This is a genomic window from Cupriavidus basilensis OR16, from assembly GCF_000243095.1.
GTDB classification, from domain to species: Bacteria; Pseudomonadota; Gammaproteobacteria; order Burkholderiales; family Burkholderiaceae; genus Cupriavidus; species Cupriavidus basilensis_D.
On the sequence record NZ_AHJE01000022.1, the window covers coordinates 12294 to 36712 of the forward strand.

The 24419-nt window shown below is 66.3% G+C and carries 22 protein-coding genes, 1 tRNA gene and 2 pseudogenes; 21 read left to right on the forward strand and 4 right to left on the reverse strand.

The features are described from left to right. The first annotated feature begins 370 nt into the window (after window positions 1-370). The 10 genes from OR16_RS09060 (at window position 371) to OR16_RS09095 (ending at window position 8216) form a co-directional block, all read left to right on the forward strand. Window positions 371-1351: a Bug family tripartite tricarboxylate transporter substrate binding protein gene (locus tag OR16_RS09060; RefSeq protein ID WP_006157668.1), complete on the forward strand. Its 981-nt coding sequence runs from the start codon at window positions 371-373 to the stop codon at window positions 1349-1351. Between the two features lie 72 nt (window positions 1352-1423). Further along, window positions 1424-3718, forward strand: a complete 2295-nt coding sequence (locus OR16_RS09065) for a xanthine dehydrogenase family protein molybdopterin-binding subunit (protein WP_043419063.1) — start codon at window positions 1424-1426, stop codon at window positions 3716-3718. Beyond that, window positions 3711-4577 carry an FAD binding domain-containing protein gene (locus OR16_RS09070; RefSeq protein WP_006157670.1) on the forward strand — a complete coding sequence of 289 codons (867 nt, stop codon included), beginning with the start codon at window positions 3711-3713 and terminating at the stop codon, window positions 4575-4577. The genes OR16_RS09065 and OR16_RS09070 overlap by 8 nt, the downstream gene beginning before the upstream one ends. A gap of 9 nt (window positions 4578-4586) precedes the next feature. After that, window positions 4587-5063 carry a (2Fe-2S)-binding protein gene (locus tag OR16_RS09075; RefSeq protein WP_006157671.1) on the forward strand — a complete coding sequence of 159 codons (477 nt, stop codon included), beginning with the start codon at window positions 4587-4589 and terminating at the stop codon, window positions 5061-5063. Beyond that, entirely contained in the window at window positions 5053-5541 is a 489-nt protein-coding gene (locus OR16_RS45505; RefSeq protein WP_237716993.1) for a CoxG family protein, read from the forward strand. The genes OR16_RS09075 and OR16_RS45505 overlap by 11 nt, the downstream gene beginning before the upstream one ends. A gap of 89 nt (window positions 5542-5630) precedes the next feature. After that, window positions 5631-5819 (forward strand): hypothetical protein, encoded by a 189-nt coding sequence (locus OR16_RS45510; RefSeq protein WP_237716994.1) that lies wholly within the window; start codon window positions 5631-5633, stop codon window positions 5817-5819. Between the two features lie 186 nt (window positions 5820-6005). Next, window positions 6006-6827, forward strand: a complete 822-nt coding sequence (locus OR16_RS09085; RefSeq protein WP_006157672.1) for an IclR family transcriptional regulator — start codon at window positions 6006-6008, stop codon at window positions 6825-6827. A 216-nt stretch (window positions 6828-7043) separates the two neighbouring features. Next, window positions 7044-7328: a hypothetical protein gene (locus OR16_RS41100; RefSeq protein ID WP_237716998.1), complete on the forward strand. Its 285-nt coding sequence runs from the start codon at window positions 7044-7046 to the stop codon at window positions 7326-7328. A 33-nt stretch (window positions 7329-7361) separates the two neighbouring features. Further along, complete coding sequence (locus OR16_RS43980; protein WP_158001339.1) at window positions 7362-7502, forward strand: hypothetical protein; 141 nt, start codon at window positions 7362-7364, stop codon at window positions 7500-7502. Window positions 7503-7622: 120 nt separating this feature from the next. Next, a complete protein-coding gene (locus OR16_RS09095) occupies window positions 7623-8216 on the forward strand; it encodes a ParB-like protein (protein ID WP_006157674.1) in 594 nt (197 codons plus the stop codon). 114 nt (window positions 8217-8330) lie between these two features. On the opposite strand, the gene OR16_RS09100 is transcribed toward OR16_RS09095, so the two are convergent. The 4 genes from OR16_RS09100 to OR16_RS09115 all read right to left on the reverse strand — a co-directional run bounded on the left by OR16_RS09100 (window position 8331) and on the right by OR16_RS09115 (window position 10647). Further along, window positions 8331-8405, reverse strand: a tRNA-Val gene (locus tag OR16_RS09100). Window positions 8406-8525: 120 nt separating this feature from the next. Next, window positions 8526-9248: a DNA polymerase III subunit epsilon gene (gene dnaQ / locus OR16_RS09105; RefSeq protein WP_006157675.1), complete on the reverse strand. Its 723-nt coding sequence runs from the start codon at window positions 9246-9248 to the stop codon at window positions 8526-8528. Window positions 9249-9300: 52 nt separating this feature from the next. After that, window positions 9301-9738 carry a ribonuclease HI gene (rnhA, locus tag OR16_RS09110; protein ID WP_043419094.1) on the reverse strand — a complete coding sequence of 146 codons (438 nt, stop codon included), beginning with the start codon at window positions 9736-9738 and terminating at the stop codon, window positions 9301-9303. A gap of 117 nt (window positions 9739-9855) precedes the next feature. Continuing rightward, entirely contained in the window at window positions 9856-10647 is a 792-nt protein-coding gene (locus OR16_RS09115; protein WP_043419065.1) for a methyltransferase domain-containing protein, read from the reverse strand. A gap of 10 nt (window positions 10648-10657) precedes the next feature. Between OR16_RS09115 and gloB the strand changes: the two genes are divergently transcribed. From gloB to carA, 11 genes and pseudogenes are all read left to right on the forward strand, one after another. Next, a complete protein-coding gene (gloB, locus tag OR16_RS09120; RefSeq protein ID WP_006157678.1) occupies window positions 10658-11482 on the forward strand; it encodes a hydroxyacylglutathione hydrolase in 825 nt (274 codons plus the stop codon). 192 nt (window positions 11483-11674) lie between these two features. Beyond that, window positions 11675-13345, forward strand: a complete 1671-nt coding sequence (locus OR16_RS09125; RefSeq protein ID WP_006157679.1) for a transglycosylase SLT domain-containing protein — start codon at window positions 11675-11677, stop codon at window positions 13343-13345. 240 nt (window positions 13346-13585) lie between these two features. Further along, window positions 13586-15208: pseudogene (locus OR16_RS09130) on the forward strand (AMP-binding protein). A 201-nt stretch (window positions 15209-15409) separates the two neighbouring features. Further along, entirely contained in the window at window positions 15410-17761 is a 2352-nt protein-coding gene (locus OR16_RS09135) for a bifunctional salicylyl-CoA 5-hydroxylase/oxidoreductase (protein ID WP_006157681.1), read from the forward strand. Between the two features lie 2 nt (window positions 17762-17763). Then, window positions 17764-18564: an SDR family NAD(P)-dependent oxidoreductase gene (locus OR16_RS09140; protein WP_006157682.1), complete on the forward strand. Its 801-nt coding sequence runs from the start codon at window positions 17764-17766 to the stop codon at window positions 18562-18564. A 52-nt stretch (window positions 18565-18616) separates the two neighbouring features. Further along, window positions 18617-19468 carry an enoyl-CoA hydratase family protein gene (locus tag OR16_RS09145; RefSeq protein WP_006157683.1) on the forward strand — a complete coding sequence of 284 codons (852 nt, stop codon included), beginning with the start codon at window positions 18617-18619 and terminating at the stop codon, window positions 19466-19468. Window positions 19469-19509: 41 nt separating this feature from the next. After that, complete coding sequence (locus tag OR16_RS09150; protein ID WP_006157684.1) at window positions 19510-20673, forward strand: acyl-CoA dehydrogenase family protein; 1164 nt, start codon at window positions 19510-19512, stop codon at window positions 20671-20673. Window positions 20674-20687: 14 nt separating this feature from the next. Beyond that, window positions 20688-21959: pseudogene (locus OR16_RS09155) on the forward strand (AMP-binding protein); the annotation flags it as partial. Next, complete coding sequence (locus OR16_RS09160; RefSeq protein WP_006157686.1) at window positions 21956-22435, forward strand: acyl-CoA thioesterase; 480 nt, start codon at window positions 21956-21958, stop codon at window positions 22433-22435. The pseudogene OR16_RS09155 and the gene OR16_RS09160, both read left to right, overlap by 4 nt. Before the next feature lie 66 nt (window positions 22436-22501). Continuing rightward, the gene (locus tag OR16_RS09165) at window positions 22502-22912 is read left to right on the forward strand and encodes a RidA family protein (RefSeq protein ID WP_006157687.1); all 411 of its coding nucleotides are present in this window, start codon (window positions 22502-22504) and stop codon (window positions 22910-22912) included. Between the two features lie 357 nt (window positions 22913-23269). Beyond that, the gene (carA, locus tag OR16_RS09170; protein WP_006157688.1) at window positions 23270-24406 is read left to right on the forward strand and encodes a glutamine-hydrolyzing carbamoyl-phosphate synthase small subunit; all 1137 of its coding nucleotides are present in this window, start codon (window positions 23270-23272) and stop codon (window positions 24404-24406) included. Window positions 24407-24419 lie beyond the last annotated feature (13 nt).

Sequence of the window (24419 nt, forward strand, 5' to 3'; positions counted from 1 at the left end):
TCGTATTGCTGGGGTCATCTGCCGTGCCGGCTGCGCGCTTCATCGGATCCATGTCTTTCAAGAAATACCGCCGGACGGCGGCTGATCGGGGTTGGGGCGGGCCGATTGTCTCATAGGGGTTCCGGCGTACCGCCGCCTTCTCATCACGATCCCTTTTTCAACTTCTTTAAATATGGATATGTCAATTAGTGTTTAACGTAAGTTGAGTAGTCAACAAACACAATCTAGGATGGTTGATGTGTTCCTCTCCTGAACAAGTGTTTCGCTAATAAAACGCACATCGCATGCGTTCCCGTCCCTTAGCCGTGCCTAACCCCGCACCCACCCTGCCATTCCCCGCTGAAGTGGAGCGCCCCCACAGGAGCCGTAGATGAACCTTGCCCGCCGACACATTCTTGCTACCGCGCTCGCCGCGATTGCCCTGGGAGGTGGCAGCGCCTTTGCGCTTGGCTATCCCACCAAACCGGTCACGATCGTGGTCGCATATCCGCCTGGCGGCGACACGGACTCCATGGCGCGCATGTACGCGGAGAAGCTGTCGATGCGCCTCAAGCAGCCGGTGATCGTGGAGAACAAGCCGGGCGCCGGCGGCGTGGTCGGCAACGCCATGGTCGGTCGCGCGCCGGCCGACGGCTACACGCTGCTGTTCACGCCGAACCCGTTTTCGACTGCGCCGATGGTGCTCAAGCTCCCGGCCAGTTCCAGCTACGACGCGCTGCACGGCTTTACCCCGGTCATCCAGACCGGCACGCAGACCGTGCTGCTGGTGGCGTATCCGGGTGCCGGCATCAAGACCGTGCAGGAGATGGTGGCCGCGGCGAAGGCCGGCAAGCCGCTGACGTATGCCAGCCCCGGCGCGGGCTCGCCCATGCATATCGCCGGCGAGTGGCTGAACCGCGCTGCCGGCGTGAAGATCCAGCATGTGCCTTACCGGGGCGTTGCGCCGGCCGTCAATGATGTCGTCGCGGGCCACGTCAACTTTGCCTACGTGACGCTGGGGCCGGTGGCCCAGTACCTCAACACGGGCAAGCTGCTCGCGCTGGCAGTGACCGATCCGAAGCGTTCTGCGCTGCTGCCTGACGTGCCGACGCTTTCCGAGCTTGGCTACAAGGATGTCATGGTGGGTGCATGGCACGGCGTCATGGCGCCCAAGGGCACGCCAGCCGAGGTGGTGAAGCTGCTCAACGAGCAACTCAACGAGATCATCAAGATGCCGGATATCGCCGAGAAGATGGCCACCTTCGGCGCGGTGCCGGTGGGTGGCGCCCCTGGCGTGCTGGAGAAGATCAACGCCTCCGACTACGAGCGGCTGGGCAAGGTCATCAAGGATTTCGGCATTTCCGCCGAGTGACGCCAAGCCGGTGCGAACGCGCGCCGGCTGATTGATGGTTTTCAGTGGTTTTCAGACTAGCAGGAGGTCGGCATGAGCACGTCGACAGTGGGAAGCTCCACGCCGCAAGTGACGGCGCGGGAGAAGGTGATGGGCAGGGCCGTGTATGCGGGCGACATCAAGCAGGCCGGCATGCTGCACGCCAAGGTGCTGCGCAGCCCGTATCCGCATGCCCGCATTGTTCGCATCGACACCGCGGCGGCGCGCGCGCTGCCGGGCGTCAAGCTGGTGCTGACCGGCGAGGACGCGCCGTCGCGGCTGTGGGGCACGCATCGCAAGGAGCAGCGCATTCTTGCCGCTGGCGTGGTCCGCCACGTGGGTGAGGAGGTTGCCGCGGTGGCCGCCGTGGATGAGGAAACCGCGCGCGATGCACTGGACCTGATCCGCGTGGAGTACGAGGAGCTGCCCGCCATCTTCAGCCCCGATGCAGCGCTTGCCGATGGCGCGGCGCAGCTGCACCCGGGCACGCGCAATATCGCGCACGAGATGCATATCGAGCGCGGCGACGTCGAAGCCGGCTTCGCCCGCGCCGCGGTGGTCTACGAGGCTACGTACGACATGCATTCGCAGTATCCCGGCTACCTGGAACCGATGGCTACCGTGGCCGTGCAGGATGGCAATGGCCGGCTCACGGTCTGGGCCTCGACCCAGTCGGTGTTCCTGGCGCGCGCGCGCCTGGCCGAGGCGCTGGATCGCCCGGTGTCCACCATCCGTGTGATCCAGGCGGTCACCGGCGGCGGCTTTGGCGCCAAGATCGTGGAGGAGAGCAACAGCCTGATCGCGGCCTTGCTGGCAACGCGGCTCGACCGCCCGGTGCGCTTGGTCAACAATCGGCTCGAGGATTTCCTCGGCGCGCGCTCCAGCGTGCCAGCGCGGGTCTGGCTGAAGATGGGCCTGGACGCGCAGGGGATGATCGTCGCCAAGGATGTCGACATCGTGGCCGAGTGCGGTGCCTATGCGGGCCTGGCTGGCGACGTGATGCATGTGACCGCCATGCGCAGCGACAACATGCATCGCGTGGAGAACGTGCGCTCCAGCGCTGTGCTCGCCTACACCAACAATCCGCCGCGCGGCGCGTTCCGCGGCTTTGGCGGCCAGCAGATGCAGTTCCCGCTGAACAGCCACCTCACCATGCTGGCCGAAATGCTCGGCATGGATCCCATCGAAGTCCACAAGCGTAATGCCATTCGCTCCGGGGATACCAGCGTGCATGGCTGGAAGATCGGCAGCAGCGGCCTGGTGGAATGCCTCGAGCAGACGCGCGAGGCGATCCAGTGGGATGCGCGCCGCGCCGATGTCTCGCGGCGAACCGGCACGCGCCGGCGCGGCCTTGGCATCGCAGCCGCCATGCACGTCAGCGGCAACCGCACGCTGGGAAACTGGGACGGTTCCACCATTGTGCTCAAGGTCAACGAGGACGGGCGCGTCATGCTGCTCACCAGCGAGTGCGACATGGGGCAGGGCGCCAACACCATGCTCAGCCAGATCTGTGCCCAGGAACTGGGCATTGCGCTGTCGCATGTCACCGTGAGCGCGCCGGATACCGATGTGGCGCCGTTCTGCCTGGGCTCGCTGGCATCGCGCGTGACGATCATCGCCGGCAATGCCGTGATGCGGGCCGCGCGCGAGGCCAGGCAGGCCCTGCTGGGCGTTGCCGCCGAGAAGCTTGGCGTGCCGCAGGACGAACTGGACTTGCTCGACGGCGTGATCCGCGCCCGCAATGACGACACCAAGCGCGCCACGCTCGCCGAGATCGCGCGCTTGCATATCTTCCGCCACGGCGGCCAAGGGCTGATGGTGCGCGCCACCTACGATGCGCCGACCGTCATGCACGACGCCAGCTACTACGGCAACATCGCGCCGGCCTACTCGTTCGCGGCGCAGGCCGTCGAAGTGGAAGTGGACACGGTGACCGGGCAGGTGACGCTGATCGACAGCTTCGTGTCGGACGACTGCGGCAAGGCCATCAACCCGCTGGCCGTGCACGGCCAGACGCACGGCGCCACCGTGCAGGCGATCGGCTGGACGCTGTACGAGCACGTGCAGGTCGAGGACGGACGCATCCTGAACGGCAACTTTGCTGACTACACCATGCCGACCGCCGACGCCGTGCCGGCATTGCGCACGGATGTGGTCGAGTCCAACGAACCCAACGGGCCCTATGGCGCCAAGGGCGCCAGCGAAACCGCGATCCTGCCGGGCGCGGCGGCGATTGCCAATGCGGTCTATGACGCCATCGGCGTGCGCATTGCCTCGCTGCCCATCACGCCGGAGAAAGTGCTGGCGGCGCTGCGCGAGCGCAAGGAAGAGGAGGCACGCCATGCGTAATTTTGCATTCCTGGAGCCGGGCTCCGTGCAGGAAGCCAGCCGCCTGCTGGCCGACCTGGGCGACGAGTGCCGGGTAATCGCCGGCGGCACCGCGCTGATGCTCGGCATGCGCCAGCGCATGCTCACGCCCAGCCACCTCGTCTCGCTCGGCCGGCTCGATGCGCTGCGCCAGATCCAGTTCGATGCGCGTGGCGGCTTGCGCATCGGCGCGCTGGCCTTGCACGCGCAGGTGGCGCGCTCAGAACTCGTGCAGGCGCATTACCCCATGCTGGCCAGCATGGCAGCGCGCGTGGCCAATCCGCAGGTACGCAACCAGGGCACGATCGGCGGCAACCTTTGCTATGCCGACCCGGCCACCGATCCGCCTGGCTGCCTGATGGCGCTGCAGGCGCAGGTGGTGCTTGACGGCAGGAACGGCGAGCGCGTGCTGGATATGGAGGCGTTCCTGGTCGACTACTACACCACGGCGCTGGCGCCCGATGAAGTGGTGACGGAAATCCGCATCCCCGCGCCGGCGCCGGATGCGGTTGGCCATTACGCGCGTTTCCTGCGTACCGCCGCCGAGCACCGGCCGCTGGCCAGCGTGGCGCTGGTGGCACGCCGGACCGGCGCTACGTGTATCGAAGCGCGCCTTGCGGTCGGCGCATCCACGCCGATTCCGACGCGGTTGCGGCGTGCCGAGGCGTTCCTGGCCGGCAAGGCCATCACGCCGGAAGTGGCCGCCGAAGCGGCGGACTTGGTCGCCGCGGACATCGACCCCGTCTCCGACATGCGCGGCAACGCGGACTATCGCCGCGAGATGGTCCGGACCGTGGCGCGGCGAAGCATCGCCACGCTGTTCGGGCTGGCAGCGGAATAAGGATCCCCCATGCAAAAAATCAACATCGAACTCACCGTCAATGGCGAGGCCCACAGCGTGGAAGTGCCCGCGCGGCGCCTGCTGTCGGACCTGCTGCGCGACGACCTCAACCTGACCGGCACCAAGCGCGGCTGCGAGACTGGCATCTGCGGCGCCTGCTCCGTGCTGGTGGACGGCGAAGTCGTGAAATCCTGCCTGATGCTTGCCGTGCAGGCACGCGGGCGCGACGTGACCACCGTCGAAGGCCTCAGCGCCGGCGGCGAACTGCACCCGCTGCAGCAAAGTTTCATGGCGTGCGGCGGCCTGCAGTGCGGCTACTGCACCCCTGGCTTCCTGATGACCTCCTGCGCCATGCTGGCGCATAACCCCAACCCGACAGAAGAGGAAGTCCGCGCCGGCCTGAACGGCAACCTGTGCCGCTGCACCGGCTACGTGGGCATCGTCGAATCCATTCTGTCCGCCGCGGAGAAGATGCGTGGAAATTGAAAAAACCCTGGTCGTCGGCGCAGCGCCGGCGCAAGTCTGGGCACTGCTGCTCGATCCCAACGTGATGGGCGGCTGCGTGCCGGGCATGCAGTCGATCGAGGTGGTCAGCGATGTGGAGTACATCTCGCACATCCAGGTCAAGATCGCCTTTGTCAGCGCGCGCTTCAAGATCAAGACCACCATCGTGGAGATGCGCGCGCCCAACTACCTGCGCAGCGAGGGCACGGGCGAGGATGCCGCCGTGGCCAGCTCGCTCAAGCAGTCCAGCGAGATCTTCCTCGCCGAGCAGCCCGACGGCAAGACCGAGCTGCGCATGAAGATCAACGTGGACGTGCTGGGCCGCCTTGGCACGTTCGGCCTCAGCGTGATGAAGACGAAGGCGGACCGGATGTGGGAGGAGTTCGGCACGAATTTGTCGGCGCGTTTGGTGGCCCCTGCCGAGGCAGGGGCGGCTGCGCGCTCGCTGCGCCGGCTGTAGCGCAAACGGAGGCAGAGGCGCAGGCCGCTTCGCCGGCTTCCGCCATCGAGGAGACGCCCGCACGCGCGGCCGCCATCCCGGCTCACGCCGTGCAAGCCAGACCCAATCGCAGCGCCGGCTGGTGGTCGCGCTGGTTCTCGCCCGCGGCCAGCGTGGACAGGGGCCCGCTCACGGATATCTGCATCGAAGTGCGCCAGCCCAACGCCACCATTACCGTGCGCTGGCCGGCACAGCACGCTGGCGAGTGCGCGGCCTGGCTGCGGGACTATCTGAAGTGAGCCTGCACGGCTTTGGGAATGGAAGTGCTGGAGGATAGGCGCGGGGCGTGTTATATCGGACAGTCGCCGATGGCGCACCGGGGTGCAAGGTGCGCCATCGGCGTCGGGCTGGCCGCGGGGCAGGGCCGAAGCCAAAGCCGGTACCATATAGCAAAGCCAACGCACTCCATTCGCAGAGATATCACCATGACAGACGCGCTCGAGCCTACCGATCTCCAGGACAAGTACATCGTGCCGGGGCTTGAACGCGGCCTGCGCCTGCTGGGCGAGTTCAGCCGCAACGAGCGGACCCTGTCGGCCGCCGAACTGGCGCGCCGGCTCCAGGTCCCGCGCTCCACCGTGTTCCGCCTGCTGACCACGCTCGAGATGATGGGTTTTGTCGAGCGCACCGATGGCGGCCGTGAATTCCGGCTCGGCATGGCGGTACTGCGCCTTGGCTTTGACTATCTCGCCTCGCTCGAGCTGACCGAACTCGGCCGGCCGCTGCTCGACCGGCTGCGCGACGAGATCAACTACCCGTGCAACCTGGTGGTGCGTGACGGCCGCTCCATCGTCTACGTGGCCAAGTCGGTGGCGCCCACGCCGTTCGCCAGCTCGGTCAATGTCGGCACGCGCCTGCCCGCGCACGCCACGGTGCTTGGCCGCGTGCTGCTTGAAGACCTGACCCTCGATGCGTTGCGCGAGCTCTATCCCGAGCGGCAACTGGAAGTGTTCTCGGACAGCACACCCAAGACCGTCGAAGCGCTGTTCGACATGGTCCAGCGCGACCGCCAGCGCGGCTACGTGCTGCAGGAAGGTTTCTTTGAAACCAGCATCTCGACCATCGCCGCGCCGGTGCGGGACCGCAGCGGCAAGGTAGTGGCGGCGCTCGGCGCCACCATCCCGGCTTCGCGGATCGATCCCGGGCGGCTCGATGGCATGGTGGAGCAGGTGAGGAGTGCCGCGGGGGAGCTCTCCCGGTTGCTGGACTATCGGCCGTCGGAAGTTGGGGCAGTGGTCAATTTGTAGGCCACTGGCGCTGGCCTGCGTCATGGTTATCGCCCAGGAGGAGCGGGCAAGCAATGCTGCTGGTGCCACCTGCCGCGCATACCCGGCATTGAACCAGGCAAGCCTGGAATGTGTCTGGGGAATTCGTGTCTAACTACACGAACGCGTCAGGAATCCGCGATGAGCACATGTATCAAAAGCCTCACAATGGGCGCGGCCATGATAATGGCCGGGTGCGTGGCAGTGCCTGCTTATGACAGCTACGGCTACGGCTACGGCTATCTCGCCGATGGCACTTCTCCCTACGACGCTTACTATCCCGCTTACCCCTACGGCCCCTACTACGACTACGGCTGGTGGCCTGGGTTCTATGGGGGTGGCGCCGTATTCTTCCATGGGGGTGGCCACGGCGGTGGCGGTCGCCACGGCCATGGCGGCGAAGGTCATGAGGGTCATGGTGGCCACGAAGGCGGTCATGGCGAGGGGCATGGCGGCGGTCATGGCGGTGGTCATGGCCGATGAGCGTCGGAGCATGCCCTATCGGAGGAGCCCGTCATGCCGGTACTCACCCTGCTTATCGTTGCCCTGCTGATCGTTGGGGTGTACGCCTTCGCGATCCGGGCGATCTTTCATCGCGAACCCAAGGTCCGGGGCAGACCTGCCGGGCGTTGCCGCCGGCACTACCGGCGCACCTGACGCCGCGCGAAACCCGGGGCCGGCTTGCATGCCTTCCGGCCACACGCCGTTATTCCTGCCGATGGCGGGCAAGATGCCTGCCAATCTTGCCTTGTGCCGAAAAATGAAGAGGAAGCCAACATGCCAGCGGTCCGCGAATCCTTGATTCATGAGCTCCACCCGACGCAACTAACGGTGGGCATGATCGAAGTGCGGGACAAGAAGAAACACCTGGCCTCGCTAAAGCCGGCGGAGCAACGCGAGTTCCTGCAGGCCCATCCGATCCCGGCGGTGAGCGGGCCGGGCGGCAAGCTCTACATCACCGATCACCATCATCTCGGGCGGGCTGCGCTGGAAGCTGGCGTCACGACCGGCTTTTTCACCGTGGAGGCGGATCTGTCTGCTTGCGCGCACGACGATTTCTGGGCAGAGATGGACAAGAACCTTTGGGTTCATCCGCTGGATGAACACGGCGTGCGGCATTACTACGCTGCGGTTCCCAACCACCTGGAGAAACTGGTCGACGATCCTTACCGGTCGCTGGCCGGGTATGTGCGAGACGCGGGTGGCTACACCAAGACGCCGACCGCTTTTGCGGAGTTCGTGTGGGCGGACTTCTTTCGCCGCTCCGTAGCCGTCGAGGACCTGGGCGCCGACTTCCACGCGGCGGTCCAGCGAGCCATCACGTTGGCGAGGGGCAAGCTGGCTGCCGGTCTGCCGGGCTACAAGGCCTAGCAAGCACAACGCAAAAGGGGCCGTGCCGGGCATTCCATAAAATGTTTCGCACCAAAGAAAAAAGGCCCTCGGCGTATGCCGGAGGGCCTTGTTCCTAGCGGTTTCCCGCGAATCTGGTGGGTGGTACAGGGATTGAACCTGTGACCCCTGCCGTGTGAAGGCAGTGCTCTACCGCTGAGCTAACCACCCCTGCTGCTGCGCTGTTACTGCTGTGCTGCAGAGAAACAAGATTATGTCAGCGCCCTTGTATCTTGTAAAGCCCTTTCTGGGAAATTCTGAAAAAAATCCCCAGGGCTTATTCCGGACGGGCTAGGCGGCTTCGGTTGCCGGCGGCGCTTCCTTCCACACCACCTTGCCGCCACTCGCCTTTTCCAGCTGCTTGAGCACCGCCAGGTGGGCAGTGGCTTCCGCCTCGCTGGCCATCAGCACGGGCAGGTCGAGGCGGGAGAGGTCGGTGGCGGCCACCGCATCGCTCTCGCCGCCGCCGCCGTCGAGCATGTCGATCACCAGCGAGTTCTGGCCGCGCGTCATGGCGAGGTAGACCTCGGCCAGCAGCTCGGCGTCGAGCAATGCGCCGTGCAGGGTGCGGTGGGCGTTGCTGACGCCGAGGCGGTCGCACAGGGCATCCAGCGAGTTGCGCTTGCCGGGGAACATCTGGCGCGCTTCGCGCAGGGTGTCGATCACGTTGCCGGCGTGCTCGCGGAATGGCGGCAGCCCGACCAGCTTGAACTCCATGTCGAGGAAGCCAAGGTCGAACGGCGCGTTGTGGATGATCAGTTCGGCGTCCTGGACGAAGTCCCGGATCTCGTTGACCACTTGCGCAAACTTGGGCTTGTCGGCCAGGAAGTCCACGGTGATGCCGTGCACCGCGATCGCGCCTTCGTCGATGTCGCGTTCCGGATTGACGTAGAAGTGCAGGTGCCTGCCCGTGAGGCGGCGATTAAGCAGCTCCACGCAGCCGATTTCAATCAGCCGGTCGCCGGTGGCGGCGCTGAGGCCGGTGGTTTCTGTGTCGAGAACGATCTGTCGCATGGCGGGCATTCTAACCGGTGGAGCGGAGGAGTCGGGCCGGGGCAGGCCGGCTTTATCCCTTGAGCGAGTCGACGCCGCGGTTGGCGAGGGCGTCGGCGCGTTCGTTGCCGGGGTGGCCGTTGTGGCCACGCACCCAGTGCCAGGAAATGTCGTGCTGCTGGGCGAGCTTGTCCATCTCCTGCCACAGGTCGGCGTTCTTCACCGGCTTCTTGTCGGCGGTCTTCCAGCCGCGGGCCTTCCAGCCCGGCAGCCATTCGCCGATGCCTTTCTGCACGTATTGCGAGTCGGTATAGACCTTGATCCGGCAGCGGCGCTTGAGTGCGCGCAGGGCCTCGATCACTGCCGTCATTTCCATGCGGTTGTTGGTGGTGAGGGCTTCGCCGCCAAACAACTCTTTCTCGTTGGTGCCGGACACCAGCACGGCGCCCCAACCGCCGCGCCCGGGATTGCCTTTGCAGGCGCCGTCCGAATAGATGATGACGTCTTCGATTTCGCTGGGTTCCATTGCGTATCTGGCTAAGCTAAGGGTGGCACCGCCACGAGGCGGGGCCGACCGGGGTGATTGGGGGAGGGCGGCAGCGGCGCTTGATGCACGTTCAATGCATCGTCAATGCTCGTCGCCTGGGGATTTGCCATGGGTGCCCGTGGGCGTCGCCACCGGCGCGGCGACGGGCGACAGCGCGGCCTTGGGGCTCTTCCAGGCGGGGCCGACCAGGCGGATATTGCGCACGCGCTTGACCGCCGAGATCATATAGACTGAACCGAAGATGGGCCACCAGCGGTCGCCGGCCTTCTCCATGAAAGCGGCGCGCTGCAGCCAGCGCTCCGTGTGGTACGGCGGGCAATAGCAGCCGAACCGGCCGCGGATGATATCGAAACCCAGCAGTTTGAGCCAGTCCTTGATGCGCACAAAGCCGATGGACTGGCTGTCGTTGGGCAGGAAGGGATCGGCGCCGAGCCGCTTGAGGCCCTGGCGGGCGCCCCACAGGCTCATGGGGTTGAAGCAGGTCACCACCACCCGGCCTTCTGGCATCAGCACGCGGGACACCTCGCGCAGCACCTCGTGCGGGTCTTCCGAAAACTCCAGGATGTGGGGCAGGGTGATCAAATCGATGCTTTGCGTCTCGAACGGTAGTTCGTCGAACCGGCACAGCAACTGGCGCGCATCGGCCTGGGCCCGAGGGCCATGGGGTCCGTTGCCGGGGGCAAGGGCCAGTGCGGAGAACGGCATGCGATTCTCGCGCAGGGTATCGATGTGCGGCAGGCCGAGCTGCACCGCGTGGTAGCCGAAGATATCCACCACGGTCCGGTCGTACTGCGCCTGCTCCCACTGGAGCATGTATTGCCCGGGAGGCGAGGCAAGCCAGTCTTCCCAATTTATAATCGGACGCTTGGACATAGGAGCACGCATGTTGAAGGTGGAGCCGATTCCCGCATTCCAGGAGCCGATTCCCGCATTCCAGGATAACTATATCTGGGCAATCCACGACGGTCACTGCGCCGCCGTGGTCGACCCGGGCGAAGCCGCGCCGGTCGAAGCCTTTCTGGCGCGCGAGGGGCTGACGCTGGGCGCTATTGTAATCACCCATCACCACGGCGATCACCAGGGCGGGGTGGCCGGCTTGCTGGCGGCGCATCCCACCGCGCCGGATGGCGCCCCGTTGCCGGTCATTGGCCCGGCCGGCGAGCGCATCGGCGCGCGCACCGTGGCGGTGCGCGAGGGCGACGCCGTGACCGTGGCGTACCCGTCGCTGCAGTTCAAGGTGCTCGACGTGCCGGGCCATACCGCCGGCCATGTCGCGTACGTGGCGGACCTGCCGGGCGCAGGCCCGTCGGTCTTCTGCGGCGATACGCTGTTCGCCAGCGGCTGCGGCCGCTTGTTCGAGGGTTCGCCGGCGCAGATGTTGTCGTCGCTGGACAAGCTGGCGGCGCTGCCCGGCGCCACCCGCGTGTACTGTGCCCACGAGTACACCCGCAGCAATGTGCGGTTTGCCCGCGCGGTGGAGCCGCATAATGCGGAGCTGGCAGCCTGGGAGGCGCGCGTGGACGCGTTGCGTGCCGTCGGCACGCCGACCGTGCCGACCACCATCGGGCAGGAGCGCGAGGTCAATCCCTTCCTGCGCTCGCGCGTGCCCGCGGTGCGCGAGGCGGTCGCGGCCCACGCCGGCGGGGTGGCCGGCAATGACGCGGCGGCCTTTGGCGCGCTGCGCGGCTGGAAAGATAATTTCCGCTGATTCCCGCTTGCCGTTACGTCCTTCCGTGCGCCTGCAAGCCTTGGGCGCGCTTGGCCGGGACGGCGTTTTTCACGTACCCGATACGTCCCTGCCGGCCTCGGCCCAGCGCTGCGGCAGGGAGAATTTCATTGACGCGAAAGCCGCTTTTTCTTAGCATCAGGCAAATTTTTAGCGTCACGATTTGAGAACTTAATGAAAATTGGTCGATTACTGGCGGTAGTTGCGTGTGCTGCGCTGCTTGCAGCGTGTGCCAGCACGCCCACTCCGCCCGAGGGCGCCGATGGCGCCACAGCGACCGCCTCCGCTTCCAAGCTCGCAATTTCCAAGCCCGATCCGCTCAATTCGATCAACAGCGCTGGTGTCATCAACGTGGACCGCGGTAGCCTGGACTGGCTGCGCGGGCCGTCGAGCGACATCTGGGACCGCATCCGCCGCGGATTCGGCATGCCGGACCTGGAAGGCACGCTGGTTGACGATCGCACGCAGTGGTACGCGCAGCGCCCGGAATACATGGAACGGATGGTGGGGCGCTCGAGCCGCTACCTCTATCACATCGTCGAGGAACTGGAGCGCCGCAAGATGCCCACCGAGCTGGCGCTGTTGCCGTTCGTGGAGAGCGCGTTCAACCCGCAGGCCGAGTCCACCGCCAAGGCGGCCGGCATGTGGCAGTTCATTCCCAGCACTGGCAAGAGCTACAACCTGAAGCAGAACATGTTCCGCGACGAGCGGCGGGACGTGCTGGCCTCGACCGACGCGGCGCTGGATTACCTGCAACGGCTGTACGACATGTTCGGCGACTGGCAACTGGCGCTGGCCGCGTATAACTGGGGCGAGGGCGCGGTGTCGCGCGCCATCGCGCGCAACCAGGCGCGCGGGCTGCCGACCGACTACGCCAGCCTGAGCATGCCCAACGAGACACGCTATTACGTGCCGAAGCTGCAGGCGGTCAAGAACATCATTGCCAATCCCCAGATGTATGGGGTGAAGCTGCCGGATATCCCGGACCACCCGTACTTTGTCACGGTAACCACCTCGCGCGACATCGACGTCAAGCTGGCGGCCAAGCTCGCCAACCTGCCGCTCGACGAGTTCAAGGCGCTCAATCCGTCCTTCAACCGGCCGGTGATCCTGGGCGCGGCAAATCCGCAGATCCTGCTGCCTTTCGATAACGCCGAGCGCTTCCAGTACAACCTGAACACTTACCGTGGCGGCTTGTCGAGCTGGACGGCCGTGACGGTGGATAACCGCGAGCGCATCGAGGCACTGGCGGCGCGGCTGAATATCGATGCGGACACGATTCGCGAGATCAACCGCATTCCCAAGGGCATGCGGCTGAAGGCCGGTTCCACGGTGGTAGTGCCGCGCTCCGAGGATCACAACCAGGACATCAGCGCCACGCTGGCTGAAAGCGCCACGATGGCCATGGAGCCGGATGTGCCGGACGCGCGCCGCGTGGTGGTGCGGGCCGGGCGGCGCGATACGGTGGTAACGCTTGCGCATCGCTATGGCGTGTCGGCTGGCCAGGTGCAGTCCTGGAACAAGCTCTCCGGCACCAAGCTGGTAGCGGGGCAGAGCCTGGTGCTGATGGTGCCGGCGCGCTCCCGCTTCGTCAGCGCGCCCGAGCCGGCTCCCACCGCTACCGCGCTGGTCCCGGTGCGGGCCGAGCCGGCGCGGGGAACGGCCAAGGGACGTGCCGCGCCGCGCCAGCGCGTGACGGTCGAGGCCGCGCCGCGCAAGGGCGCCGCGGCCACGGCAAGGTCATCGGCCAAGCCTGCGCCGACCGTTTCGTCGGCCAAGGCCAGCGCCAGGCCGGCCAGCAAATCAGCTACGGGGCCGGCGAAGGCCAAGACGCACGCTCGCTGAAGCGGGGGTGGGTTTGAGCCAGATCAAGGGCGTGCCAATGGCACGCCCTTTTGCTTGGTGTGGCGCATCGTGGGTAAGCCTTGCGTAAGGCGGCGTGCCCAGACTGCGGGAGGCGGTGGCCCGGAGCGGCCTCGGCATGCCGGCCACCATGCCGCCGCCGTGGTGGCAAACTAGCGGCAATAGATCCATATCGACAAAGCGACAAACCAACAACCCGCATCCAAGCGGAGGAGACAAGCCATGACGGCTACCCGTGCCCTGCACGCCCGCTCGCTGAGCGATCCCAAAGGCTTCTGGGCCGAGCAGGCTCGCCGCATTGACTGGGAAACCCCGTTCGAGACCGTGCTGGACGACAGCCGCCCGCCATTTACCCGGTGGTTCGTCGGCGGTCGCACCAATCTTTGCCACAACGCTGTCGACCGCCACCTGGCCGAGCGCGCGGATCAGGCCGCGCTGATCTACGTGTCGACTGAAACCGGCCAGCGCCGCACCTACAGCTACGCTGAGCTGCACGATGAGGTCAACCGCATGGCCGCGATCCTGCAGGCGCTGGGCCCAGCTCGCGCCGATGACGCTCGCGCCTGGCCGCGACGAAGACTACGGTGCCTGGCGCGAGCGCGTGGGCGCGGCGCGCGTGCCGTGCGTGTGGCTCGAATCGAGCGAGCCGTCCTACGTGCTCTACACCTCCGGCACCACCGGACCACCGGCAAGCCCAAGGGCGTACAGCGCGATACCGGCGGTTACGCGGTGGCGCTGGCGGCCTCGATGGAATACATCTTCTGCGGCAAGGCCGGCGACACCATGTTTTCCAGCTCCGATATCGGCTGGGTGGTGGGACACAGCTATATCGTCTACGGGCCGCTCCTGGCCGGCATGGCTACGGTCATGTACGAGGGCACGCCGGTCCGCCCGGATGGCGGCATCCTGTGGCAGCTGGTGGAGCAGTACCGCGTCAACATCATGTTCAGCGCGCCCACCGCCATCCGTGTGCTGAAGAAGCAGGACCCCGCCTGGCTCACGCGCTACGACCTGTCCAGCCTGCGCCTGCTGTTCCTTGCCGGCGAGCCGCTCGACGAGCCCACCGCGAGCTGGATCCAGCAGGGCATCGGCAAGCCGGTGGTGGACAACTACTGGCAGACCGAGACAGGCTGGCCGATCATCGCGATCCAGCGCGGCCTCGACCCGCTGCCGGCCAAGCTCGGCTCGCCGGGCGTGCCGGTGTATGGCTACGACCTGAAGATCGTCGACGAGGCCACCGGCGCCGAATGCCCGCCGGGGCAGAAGGGCGTGGTCGCCATCGACGGGCCGCTGCCGCCGGGCTGCATGACCACGGTGTGGGGCGACGACGAACGCTTCGTCAAGACATACTGGTCCGGCGTGCCGGGACGGCGCTGCTATTCGACGTTCGACTGGGGCGTGCAGGACGAGGACGGCTATATTTTTATCCTCGGCCGTACCGATGATGTGATCAATGTGGCGGGCCACCGGCTCGGCACGCGCGAGATCGAGGAGAGCATTTCGTCGCACCCGGCGGTGGCCGAGGTAGCGGTGGTGGGCGTGCACGATGCGCTCAAGGGCCAGGTGGCGATGGCTTTTGTCATCGTGCGCGATGCGGGCCGCATCGCCACCCAGGCCGACCGGCTGGCACTGGAGGGCAATGTGATGAAGACGGTGGACCAGCAACTGGGCGCGGTGGCGCGCCCGGCGCGTGTGTTCTTTGTCAACGCGCTGCCAAAAACGCGCTCCGGCAAGCTGTTGCGCCGCGCCATGCAGGCGGTGGCGGAAGGGCGCGACCCGGGCGATCTGACCACGATTGAGGATCCGACCGCACTCGCGCAGTTGCAGGAGGCGATGCAAGGCTGAAGGCAGCGCGGCACCCGCTGTCCGGCGGGCGCTGCACTGCACTGCGGAAAAGATTGTCCTTGCCAGGGGCGCGCATGCCGACTAATATTTTAAGCATCAAATATTTAAACATGATCTAGATGCGCTTCCGCGCGTCGCATGTGCCGCCGGCCCTCCTGGAATCCAGATTTCCAGGGTGGACGGGCACGCAGGAGACGAAAAATGCGAGTGCTGTGTATCGGCGGCGGCCCCTCGGGCCTGTACTTCGGCTTGCTGATGAAGCTGCGGGACCCATCCAACGAGGTCTACGTGGTGGAGCGCAACCGTCCCTATGACACCTTCGGCTGGGGCGTGGTGTTCTCCGATGCCACCATGGATAACCTCAGGCAGGCCGATCCGGTCAGCGCGGAACAGATCAACGCAGCGTTCAATCACTGGGACGATATCGATATCCATATCGGCGGGCGTACCCTGCGCTCCGGCGGCCATGGCTTTATCGGCATCGGCCGCAAGCGCCTGCTCAATATCCTGCAGGCGCGCTGCGAGGCGCTTGGCGTGCACCTGGTGTTCGAGACCGACGTGACGGACGACCAGGCGCTGGCGCAGCAATACAACGCCGACATCGTGATCGCCGCGGACGGCATCAACAGCCGCGTGCGCGGGCGCTATGCCGAGACCTTCCAGCCCGATATCGATACCCGCCAGTGCCGCTTTGTCTGGCTTGGCACGCGCAAGCTGTTCGACGCCTTCACCTTCGCCTTCGAAAAAACCGAGCATGGCTGGTTCCAGGCCCATGCCTACCGTTTCGACGACAATACTTCCACGTTCATTGTCGAGGCGCCCGAAGAGGTGTGGCGCGCCGCCGGCATCGAGCAGATGAGCCAGGAGGAGGGCGTGGCTTATTGCGAGCGCTTGTTCGCCCGCTACCTGGACGGCAACGCCCTGATCAGCAATGCCACGCACCTGCGCGGCTCCGCCAACTGGATCCGCTTTCCGCGCGTGATCTGCGGTACCTGGGTGCGATGGAACACGCTGGCCGACGGACGCCGCGTGCCGGTGGTGCTGATGGGCGACGCCGCGCACACCGCCCATTTCTCGATCGGCTCGGGCACCAAGCTGGCGCTGGAGGACGCGATCGACCTGGCCAACAATATCCGCGATGCCGGGGCGGGCGGCGCCGATGTGCTGCCGCAGGCGCTGGAACGCTACCAGGCCACGCGTAGTGTCGAGGTCCTCAAGATCCAGAATGCCGCGCGCAACTCCACCGAGTGGTTCGAGAATGTCGAACGCTATGCCGGCCTGGCGCCGGAGCAGTTTGCCTATTCGCTGCTGACGCGCTCGCAGCGTATCTCGCACGAGAACCTGCGTGTGCGGGACCCCGGCTACGTCGAGGGTTTCGAGCGCTGGCTGGCGGGGCAGGCGGCGGCCAACGTCGCTAACGGCGCGCAGGTGGCAGAGGCTCGCGCCGTGCCGCCGATGTTCACGCCGTTGCGCGTGCGCGATGTCACGCTGAAGAACCGCGTGGTGGTGTCGCCGATGGCCATGTACTCCTGCGAGGACGGCGTGCCGGGCGACTTCCACCTGACGCACCTGGGCGCGCGCGCGCTCGGCGGCGCGGGCATGGTGGTGGCGGAGATGACCTGCACCTCGCCGGATGCGCGCATCACCCCGGGCTGCCCGGGTTTGTGGAACGACGCGCAGCGCGATGCCTGGCGCCGCATTGTCGATTTCGTGCACGCCAACAGCGACGCGCGTATCGCCATGCAGATCGGCCACGCCGGGCGCAAGGGCTCCACGCAACTCGGCTGGGAGCAGATGGACTATCCGCTTGCCGAGGGCAACTGGCCGGTGCTGTCGGCCTCGCCGTTGCCGTATATGCCAGGCATCTCGCAAGTGCCGCGCGAGATGAGCCGCGCCGACATGGACGCCGTGCGCGACGATTTCGTGGCCAGCGCGCGGCGCGCCGCCGAAGCCGGGTTCGACTGGCTGGAACTGCACTGCGCCCACGGCTACCTGCTCTCCAGCTTTATCTCCCCGCTGACCAACCAGCGCAGCGACGAATACGGCGGCTCGCTGCAAGCGCGGCTGCGCTACCCGCTGGAGGTCTTTGCCGCCGTGCGTGCCGTATGGCCGCAGGAGCGCCCGATGTCGGTGCGGATCTCGGCCCACGACTGGGTACAGATCGCGCGCGCCTTCAAGGCGGCCGGCGCCGACATGATCGATTGCTCGTCCGGGCAGGTGAGCCCGGACCAGGCGCCGGTGTATGGCCGCATGTACCAGACCCCGTTCGCCGACCGCATCCGCAACGAAGCCGGCATCGCCACCATCGCGGTTGGCGCGATCTTCGAGGCGGATCACGTCGACAGCATCATCGCCGCCGGCCGTGCGGACCTGTGCGCGATCGCGCGGCCGCATCTGGCGGATCCGGCGTGGACCATGCACGAGGCGGCGCGGCTCGGCCATCGCGACCTGGCCTGGCCCAAGCAATACCAGGCAGGCAAGCGCCAGCTCGAGACCAATCTGGAGCGAGCGGCACAACTAGCCCAGCAGGCCCGCCAGCCGGAGGATCACTGAGCATGGACGCGTATCTTTCCCTGCAAGGCCGGCACGCGCTGGTCACGGGCGGCGGACGCGGCATCGGCGCAGCCATTGCGCGCCGCCTGCTCTCGCACGGCGCCAGCGTCACTTTGCTGGGCCGCGACGCGGCTACGCTGGCGGCCACCGCCGATATGCTGGCCGGGGCGGTCGTGTCGCCCGCCATGCTATGCACCGTGGCGGCGGATATTTCGCAGGCCGACAGCGTGGCGGCAGCCTTCGCCGACGCGGCAGGCAAGGCAGGCCCCATCGACCTGCTGATCAACAATGCCGGCCAGGCGCGCAGCGCGCCGTTCGGCAAGACCGATCTTGCGCTGTGGCATGCCATGCTCGAGGTCAACCTCACCGGCACCTTCCTTTGCATGCAGGCGGCGCTGCCGCACATGCTCTCCAATGGCTGGGGCCGCATCGTCAACGTGGCCAGCACGGCAGGGCTGGTGGGCTATGGCTATGTGAGCGCCTATTGCGCGGCCAAACACGGCGTGATCGGCCTGACCCGCGCGCTGGCGCTGGAGACGGCGAGCAGCGGCGTCACCGTCAATGCGGTCTGCCCGGGCTATACCGAAACCGACATCGTGCGCGACGCGGTCGCCAACATCGTGCGCAAGACCGGCCGCACCGAGGCGCAGGCCCGCGCCGAACTGGCCAAGGGCAATCCGCAGGGCCGGCTGGTCCAGCCCGACGAAGTCGCGGACGCCGTGGCGTGGCTGTGCCAGCCATCGGCCAGCGCCATTACCGGACAGTCGATCGCCGTGGCCGGCGGCGAGGTCATGGCGGGTTGATCCTCGACGCATCCAAGCCAACCAGAATCAGAACGAACAAGCGAGAAACGAGATGAGCGAAATAGCACTGGACATGCGCCACCACAAGCGCAGCTTCGCTGGCTACCAGCCGCGGCACTTCCTGTGGTCGGTCTCGGCCGACGGCAAGGTCGGCACGGTGACGCTGAACCGCCCCGAGCGCAAGAATCCGCTCACCTTCGACTCCTATGCCGAACTGCGCGACCTGTTCCGCGGCCTGTGCTATGCCACCGACATCAAGACCGTGGTCATCACCGGCGCCGGCGGCAACTTCTGCTCGGGCGGCGACGTGCACGAAATCATCGGCCCGCTCACGCGCATGACCATGCCCGAGCTGCTTGAGTTCACGCGCATGACCGGCGACCTGATCAAGGCCATGCGGGCCTGCCCGCAACCGGTCATCAGCGCCGTCGACGGCATCTGCGCCGGCGCCGGCGCGATGATGGCGCTGGCCTCCGACATGCGCCTGGGCACGGCGCAGGCCAAGACCGCCTTCCTGTTCGTGCGGGTTGGCCTGGCCGGTGCCGACATGGGCGCGTGCTCCTTGCTGCCGCGCGTGATCGGGCAGGGACGAGCGAGCGAGCTGCTTTACACCGGCCGCGCGATGAGCGCGCAGGAAGGGCTGCAATGGGGCTTCTTCAACGCGCTGCATGCGCCGGACGCTGTGCTGGCCGAGGCGCAGGCACTGGCCGCGCAAGTCGCCGCCGGCCCCACCTTCGCCCACGGCGTGACCAAGAAGCTGCTCCATCAGGAATGGAACATGGGCCTGGATGAAGCCATCGAGGCCGAGGCCGAAGCACAGGCCATCTGCATGCAGACAAGGGACTTCCGCCGCGCCTATGACGCGTTCGTGGCCAAGACGCGCCCCGTGTTCGAAGGCGACTGAACGATTAGCCGATTAGCCGATTAGCAGAGGAAACGCACGCCATGTCTGACAAGAGTTATCTCGCCCTGCCGTTCTTCGACGACGCGCACCGCGAACTGGAGCAACGGCTCGATGCGTGGGCCACGGCCTCGCTCAAGGTCGATCACAGCGACACCGACGCCGCCTGCCGTGCGCTGGTGCGCCAGCTCGGTGTGGCCGGGTGGCTGCGCTACTGCGTGCCGGCTGCCCATGGCGGCGCACTCGATACGCTCGACTCGCGCTCGCTGTGCCTGCTGCGCGAGACGCTGGCCCGTCATGATGGCCTGGCCGACTTCGCCTTCGCCATGCAAGGCCTGGGCAGCGGCGCGATCACGCTGGCTGGCAGCGACGCCATGCGCGAACGCTACCTGCCGCGCGTGGCGCGCGGTGAGGCGATTGCCGCGTTCGCGTTGTCCGAGCCCGATGCCGGTTCCGATGTCGCCGCGATGCAATGCCGTGCGGTGCGCGATGGCGATCACTACGTGCTCGATGGCGTCAAGACCTGGATCTCCAACGGCGGCATCGCCGACTTCTATTGCGTCTTCGCTCGCACCGGCGAGGCGCCGGGTGCGCGCGGCATCTCCGCGTTTGTGGTGGATGCGGACACCCCGGGCCTGACCATCGCCGAGCGGATCGACGTGATGGCGCCGCACCCGCTTGCCACGCTGCGTTTCGAGAACTGCCGAGTGCCCGTTGCCGCAAGGCTGGGCGAGGCAGGGCAGGGCTTCAAGGTGGCCATGATGACGCTGGACATCTTCCGCGCCTCGGTGGCTGCCGCCTCACTGGGCTTCGGCCGCGCCGCGCTCGATGAAGCGCTGGCCCGTGCCACCGTGCGCCCGATGTTCGGTGGCGTGCTGGCCGACCTGCAACTGACGCAGGCGGCCATCGGCGACATGGCCACGGCCATTGACTCGGCGGCCTTGCTGACCTACCGCGCGGCATGGCTGCGCGATGTGGCCGGCGTGCGCACGACGCGCGAAGCTGCCATGGCCAAGATGGTCGCCACCGAGAACGCGCAACAAGTGATCGATCGCGCGGTGCAGATGTTCGGTGGCCTCGGCGTCAAGGTCGGCACGCGCGTGGAAAGCTTGTATCGCGAGATCCGTTCCCTACGGATCTACGAGGGCGCGACCGAGGTGCAGAAGCTGATCATCGCGCGCGAAACACTGGCGCAGCATCGCGCCTAGCGAGAACACACAACCAGGAACTGAAGCAGGTGATCGACCGCGCGGCAGTCAGCGCGGCGCTGTGCGACGAACGCCTGCGCGAGGAACTCGAGGCCAACCTCAAGCCCGGTGGCGAGCACCATTGCCCGAGCCTGTCCCAGGCGCTGTATTTCAACGGCAGCGGGGCGGATTCGGTGGAGGCAGCCATGGCGGGCAAGCCCGGCAGCTTCGAGGCCTGCGATACCGCGGCCGACGACATCTGCCTGATTGCCTTCACCAGCGGTACCACGGGCCAACCTAAAGGCACCGTGCATTTCCATCGCGACGTGATCGCCATGTGCGACCTGTTCCCGCGTCACGTGCTCAAGCCTGGCCCGGACGATATTTTCTGCGGCACACCGCCGCTGGCCTTTACGTTTGGTCTTGGCGGCATCCTGTGCTTCCCGCTGCGCGTTGGGGCTTCCACCGTACTGGCGGAGCGGCTCACGCCCGAAAGCCTGCTGGCGCTGATCCAGTCCTGGCGGGCTACCATCGTGTTTACCGCGCCGACCTTCTATCGGCAGATGGCAGCGCTGGCGCAGGGCTACGATATCTCCAGCCTGCTCAAGAGCGTGTCGGCAGGCGAGGCGCTGCCGGACGCCACGCGCCAGAGCTGGAAAGCGGCCACGGGCATCGAGATGACCGACGGCATCGGCGGCACCGAGATGATGCACATCTTCATCTCCAGCGCGGGCGCCGACGTGCGCCCCGGCGCTATCGGCAAGGTGGTGCCCGGCTATATCGCGCAGATCGTCGACGAGCAGATGCAGCCGCTGCCGCACGGCACGGTCGGCAAGCTGGCGGTGCGCGGCCCCACCGGCTGCCGCTACCTGGATGACCCGCGCCAGGCCAGCTACGTGAAGGACGGCTGGAACCTGCCGGGCGACACCTTCAAGGCCGATGCCGATGGCTATTACTACTACCAGGCGCGCTCCGACGACATGATCGTCTCGGCCGGCTACAACATCGCCGGGCCGGAAGTGGAGAGCGCCTTGATGCGCCACGAGGCGGTGGCCGAGTGCGGGGTGGTCGGCATGCCCGACCCCGAGCGCGGCCAGATTGTCGCCGCCTATGTGGTGCTGCGCCCAGGCGTGGCGGCAAGCAACGAGACATCTGCCGCCTTGCAGGCCTACGTCAAGGCCGAGATCGCGCCGTACAAGTATCCGCGCCGCGTGATCTTCGTCGACGCGCTGCCGCGTACCGAGACTGGCAAGCTGCAGCGCTTCCGCCTGCGGCAGCTGGCGGAGCAGGGCGGGGCACAGTCGTGAGCGAGGTCTTCGGCAACAGCGTGCGGGTGCGCTTCAAGGATTGCGATGCCGCCGGCATCGTGTTCTTCCCGCGCTACTTCGAGATGCTCAACGACCTGGTCGAGGACTGGTTCCGCGATGCCCTTGGCTGGTCCTTCGCCGATATGCATGGCGCGGGGCAGGCCGGCGTGCCGACGGCTGCATTGTCCACCCGCTTTGTCGCGCCCAGCCGCCTGGGCGAATTGTTGACGCGGGAGTTGCGCGTGACGCAAGTGGGGCGCAGCAGCTTTTCCTTGCAGGTGCGCTTTGTTGGGCCGGCTGGAGACCTCCGCGTGGAGATCGCCCAGCGGCTGGTGTGTGTCGATACCGGGCACCTGGCGTCGCGCGCGCTGCCGCCGGAAGTGCGCTCGGCCATGGAGCGGTTCCTGACCCCCGACGCCCCAACACCAACGCCCGCACCGGTGCGCCCGTCCGGGGCGCAGTGCGGCATTGGTTAAAGACAAAAAGACAGAAAGACAGAAAACAAGATCCCAATCACTTTCACTTCTTACGGAAAACCGATCATGAAGATTCTCCAGCCACCAGACTGGGCCGCGCCGCGCGGCTACTCGAACGGCACCATGACCGAATTGCAGGTGGGCAGCCGCCTGCTCTTCGTCGGCGGCCAGATTGGCTGGAACGGCCAGTGCGAGTTCGAAACCGATGACTTCGCCGAGCAGGTAGGCCAGGCGCTGCGCAATATCGTGGCGGTGCTGGCCGCGGGCGGCGCGCGTCCGGACCACATCGTGCGCATGACCTGGTATGTGAAGGACAAGGTGGAATATGTGGCGGCCTACCGCGCCATCGGCGAGCACTACCGCGCGACCATCGGGCGCCATTTTCCAGCCATGACGGCGGTCGAAGTGGCCGATCTGGTGGAGGCCCGCGCCAAGGTGGAGATCGAGGTGACGGCGGTGGTGCCGGCAGCGCAATGACGCCGTTGGCCTGGCTGCCAGGCGGGCAGCCAGGCGCCTCGAGGAGGGTGGAGGCGTCCGCAAGTCCTTGATAACTTGAGAAAATGGGTGGTGCGAGGTATAATCCAAAAGTTTCGCTTTCAGAACCCCTCACCCTAGCGCCTACCGAATTCCACCTTCCGCCGCCCCCTTTTCGCCCTGGCTCCGCCGCATTGTTTTATGTGGCGTATCGAGCACCGAGCGAACGGCCCCGGCGACAAGCATCGCGCCCAGTCGACGAAATCGACGATCCGCGCGCTGCCTGTCGCCCCGCCGGACAAACGGGGCAAGAGGCGTTGAGCAGGTCGGTCACGGGGTGAATCCAGCAGGAGCCTACCCGTGTTACCGTCTTTTCCGTCCGCCATTCTCGCGCTTGCAGACGGCACGGTCTTTCGTGGCTATTCCATTGGCGCTTCCGGCCATACCATCGGCGAAGTGGTGTTCAACACCGCTCTGACCGGTTACCAGGAAATCCTCACCGACCCCAGCTATTCCCGGCAGATCGTCACCCTGACGTATCCGCATATCGGCAATGTCGGGGTCAATGCTGAGGATGTCGAAGCCACGAAAGTCCATGCCGCCGGCCTGATCATCAAGGATCTGCCGCTCCTGGCCTCCAATTTCCGCAAGGAACATTCCCTTGGCCATTACCTGAAGCAGGAAAAGGTGGTGGCGATAGCCGGCATCGATACCCGCAAGCTGACCCGTATCCTGCGTGAGAAGGGTGCGCAGAACGGCTGCATCCTCGCTGGCGAGGACAATGTGCAGAAGGCCATCGACCTGGCGCGCTCCTTCCCCGGCCTGGCCGGCATGGACCTGGCCAAGGTGGTTTCGGTCAAGGAACCGTACGAGTGGAACCAGACCGAATGGGTGCTGGGCGAAGGCTACGGCAAGCTGGAGTCGCCGCGTTTCCACGTGGTGGCCTTTGACTACGGCGTCAAGTTCAACATCCTGCGCATGCTGGCTGAACGCGGCTGCAAGGTGACCGTGCTGCCGGCGCAAGCCAGTGCCGCCGACGCGCTGGCGCTCAATCCGGACGGCATCTTCCTGTCGAACGGCCCCGGCGACCCCGAGCCTTGCGACTACGCGATCCGCGCTACCCGCGAGTTCATCGAGCGTGGCATCCCCACCTTCGGCATTTGCCTGGGTCACCAGATCATGGCGCTGGCAGTTGGCGCCAAGACGCTGAAGATGAAGTTCGGCCACCATGGCGCGAACCATCCGGTGAAGGACGTGGAGGACGGCCGCGTGGTGATCACCTCGCAGAACCACGGTTTCGCGGTGGACGCCGATACCCTGCCCGCCAACGTGCGCACCACCCACGTGTCGCTGTTCGACGGCTCGCTGCAGGGCTTCGCGCTGACCGACAAGCCGGCATTCTGCTTCCAGGGCCACCCGGAAGCCTCGCCGGGACCGAACGACGTGGCTTACCTGTTCGACCGCTTCACCAAGATGATGGCGGACGCACGCCAGTAAGCACGTTCAAGCC

Bases quoted from the DNA above. Each gene is read 5' to 3' on its own strand.
- OR16_RS09150 (WP_006157684.1), top strand. From the start codon at position 19,510: ATGTCTGACAAGAGTTATCTCGCCCTGCCGTTCTTCGACGACGCGCAC.
- OR16_RS09065 (WP_043419063.1), top strand. From the start codon at position 1,424: ATGAGCACGTCGACAGTGGGAAGCTCCACGCCGCAAGTGACGGCGCGG.
- OR16_RS43980 (WP_158001339.1), top strand. From the start codon at position 7,362: ATGCCGGTACTCACCCTGCTTATCGTTGCCCTGCTGATCGTTGGGGTG.
- OR16_RS09165 (WP_006157687.1), top strand. From the start codon at position 22,502: ATGAAGATTCTCCAGCCACCAGACTGGGCCGCGCCGCGCGGCTACTCG.
- OR16_RS09060 (WP_006157668.1), top strand. From the start codon at position 371: ATGAACCTTGCCCGCCGACACATTCTTGCTACCGCGCTCGCCGCGATT.
- OR16_RS09125 (WP_006157679.1), top strand. From the start codon at position 11,675: ATGAAAATTGGTCGATTACTGGCGGTAGTTGCGTGTGCTGCGCTGCTT.
- OR16_RS09070 (WP_006157670.1), top strand. From the start codon at position 3,711: ATGCGTAATTTTGCATTCCTGGAGCCGGGCTCCGTGCAGGAAGCCAGC.
- OR16_RS09075 (WP_006157671.1), top strand. From the start codon at position 4,587: ATGCAAAAAATCAACATCGAACTCACCGTCAATGGCGAGGCCCACAGC.
- OR16_RS09135 (WP_006157681.1), top strand. From the start codon at position 15,410: ATGCGAGTGCTGTGTATCGGCGGCGGCCCCTCGGGCCTGTACTTCGGC.
- OR16_RS09085 (WP_006157672.1), top strand. From the start codon at position 6,006: ATGACAGACGCGCTCGAGCCTACCGATCTCCAGGACAAGTACATCGTG.
- dnaQ (WP_006157675.1), bottom strand. From the start codon at position 9,248: ATGCGACAGATCGTTCTCGACACAGAAACCACCGGCCTCAGCGCCGCC.
- gloB (WP_006157678.1), top strand. From the start codon at position 10,658: ATGTTGAAGGTGGAGCCGATTCCCGCATTCCAGGAGCCGATTCCCGCA.
- OR16_RS09115 (WP_043419065.1), bottom strand. From the start codon at position 10,647: ATGTCCAAGCGTCCGATTATAAATTGGGAAGACTGGCTTGCCTCGCCT.
- OR16_RS09145 (WP_006157683.1), top strand. From the start codon at position 18,617: ATGAGCGAAATAGCACTGGACATGCGCCACCACAAGCGCAGCTTCGCT.
- OR16_RS09140 (WP_006157682.1), top strand. From the start codon at position 17,764: ATGGACGCGTATCTTTCCCTGCAAGGCCGGCACGCGCTGGTCACGGGC.
- OR16_RS09095 (WP_006157674.1), top strand. From the start codon at position 7,623: ATGCCAGCGGTCCGCGAATCCTTGATTCATGAGCTCCACCCGACGCAA.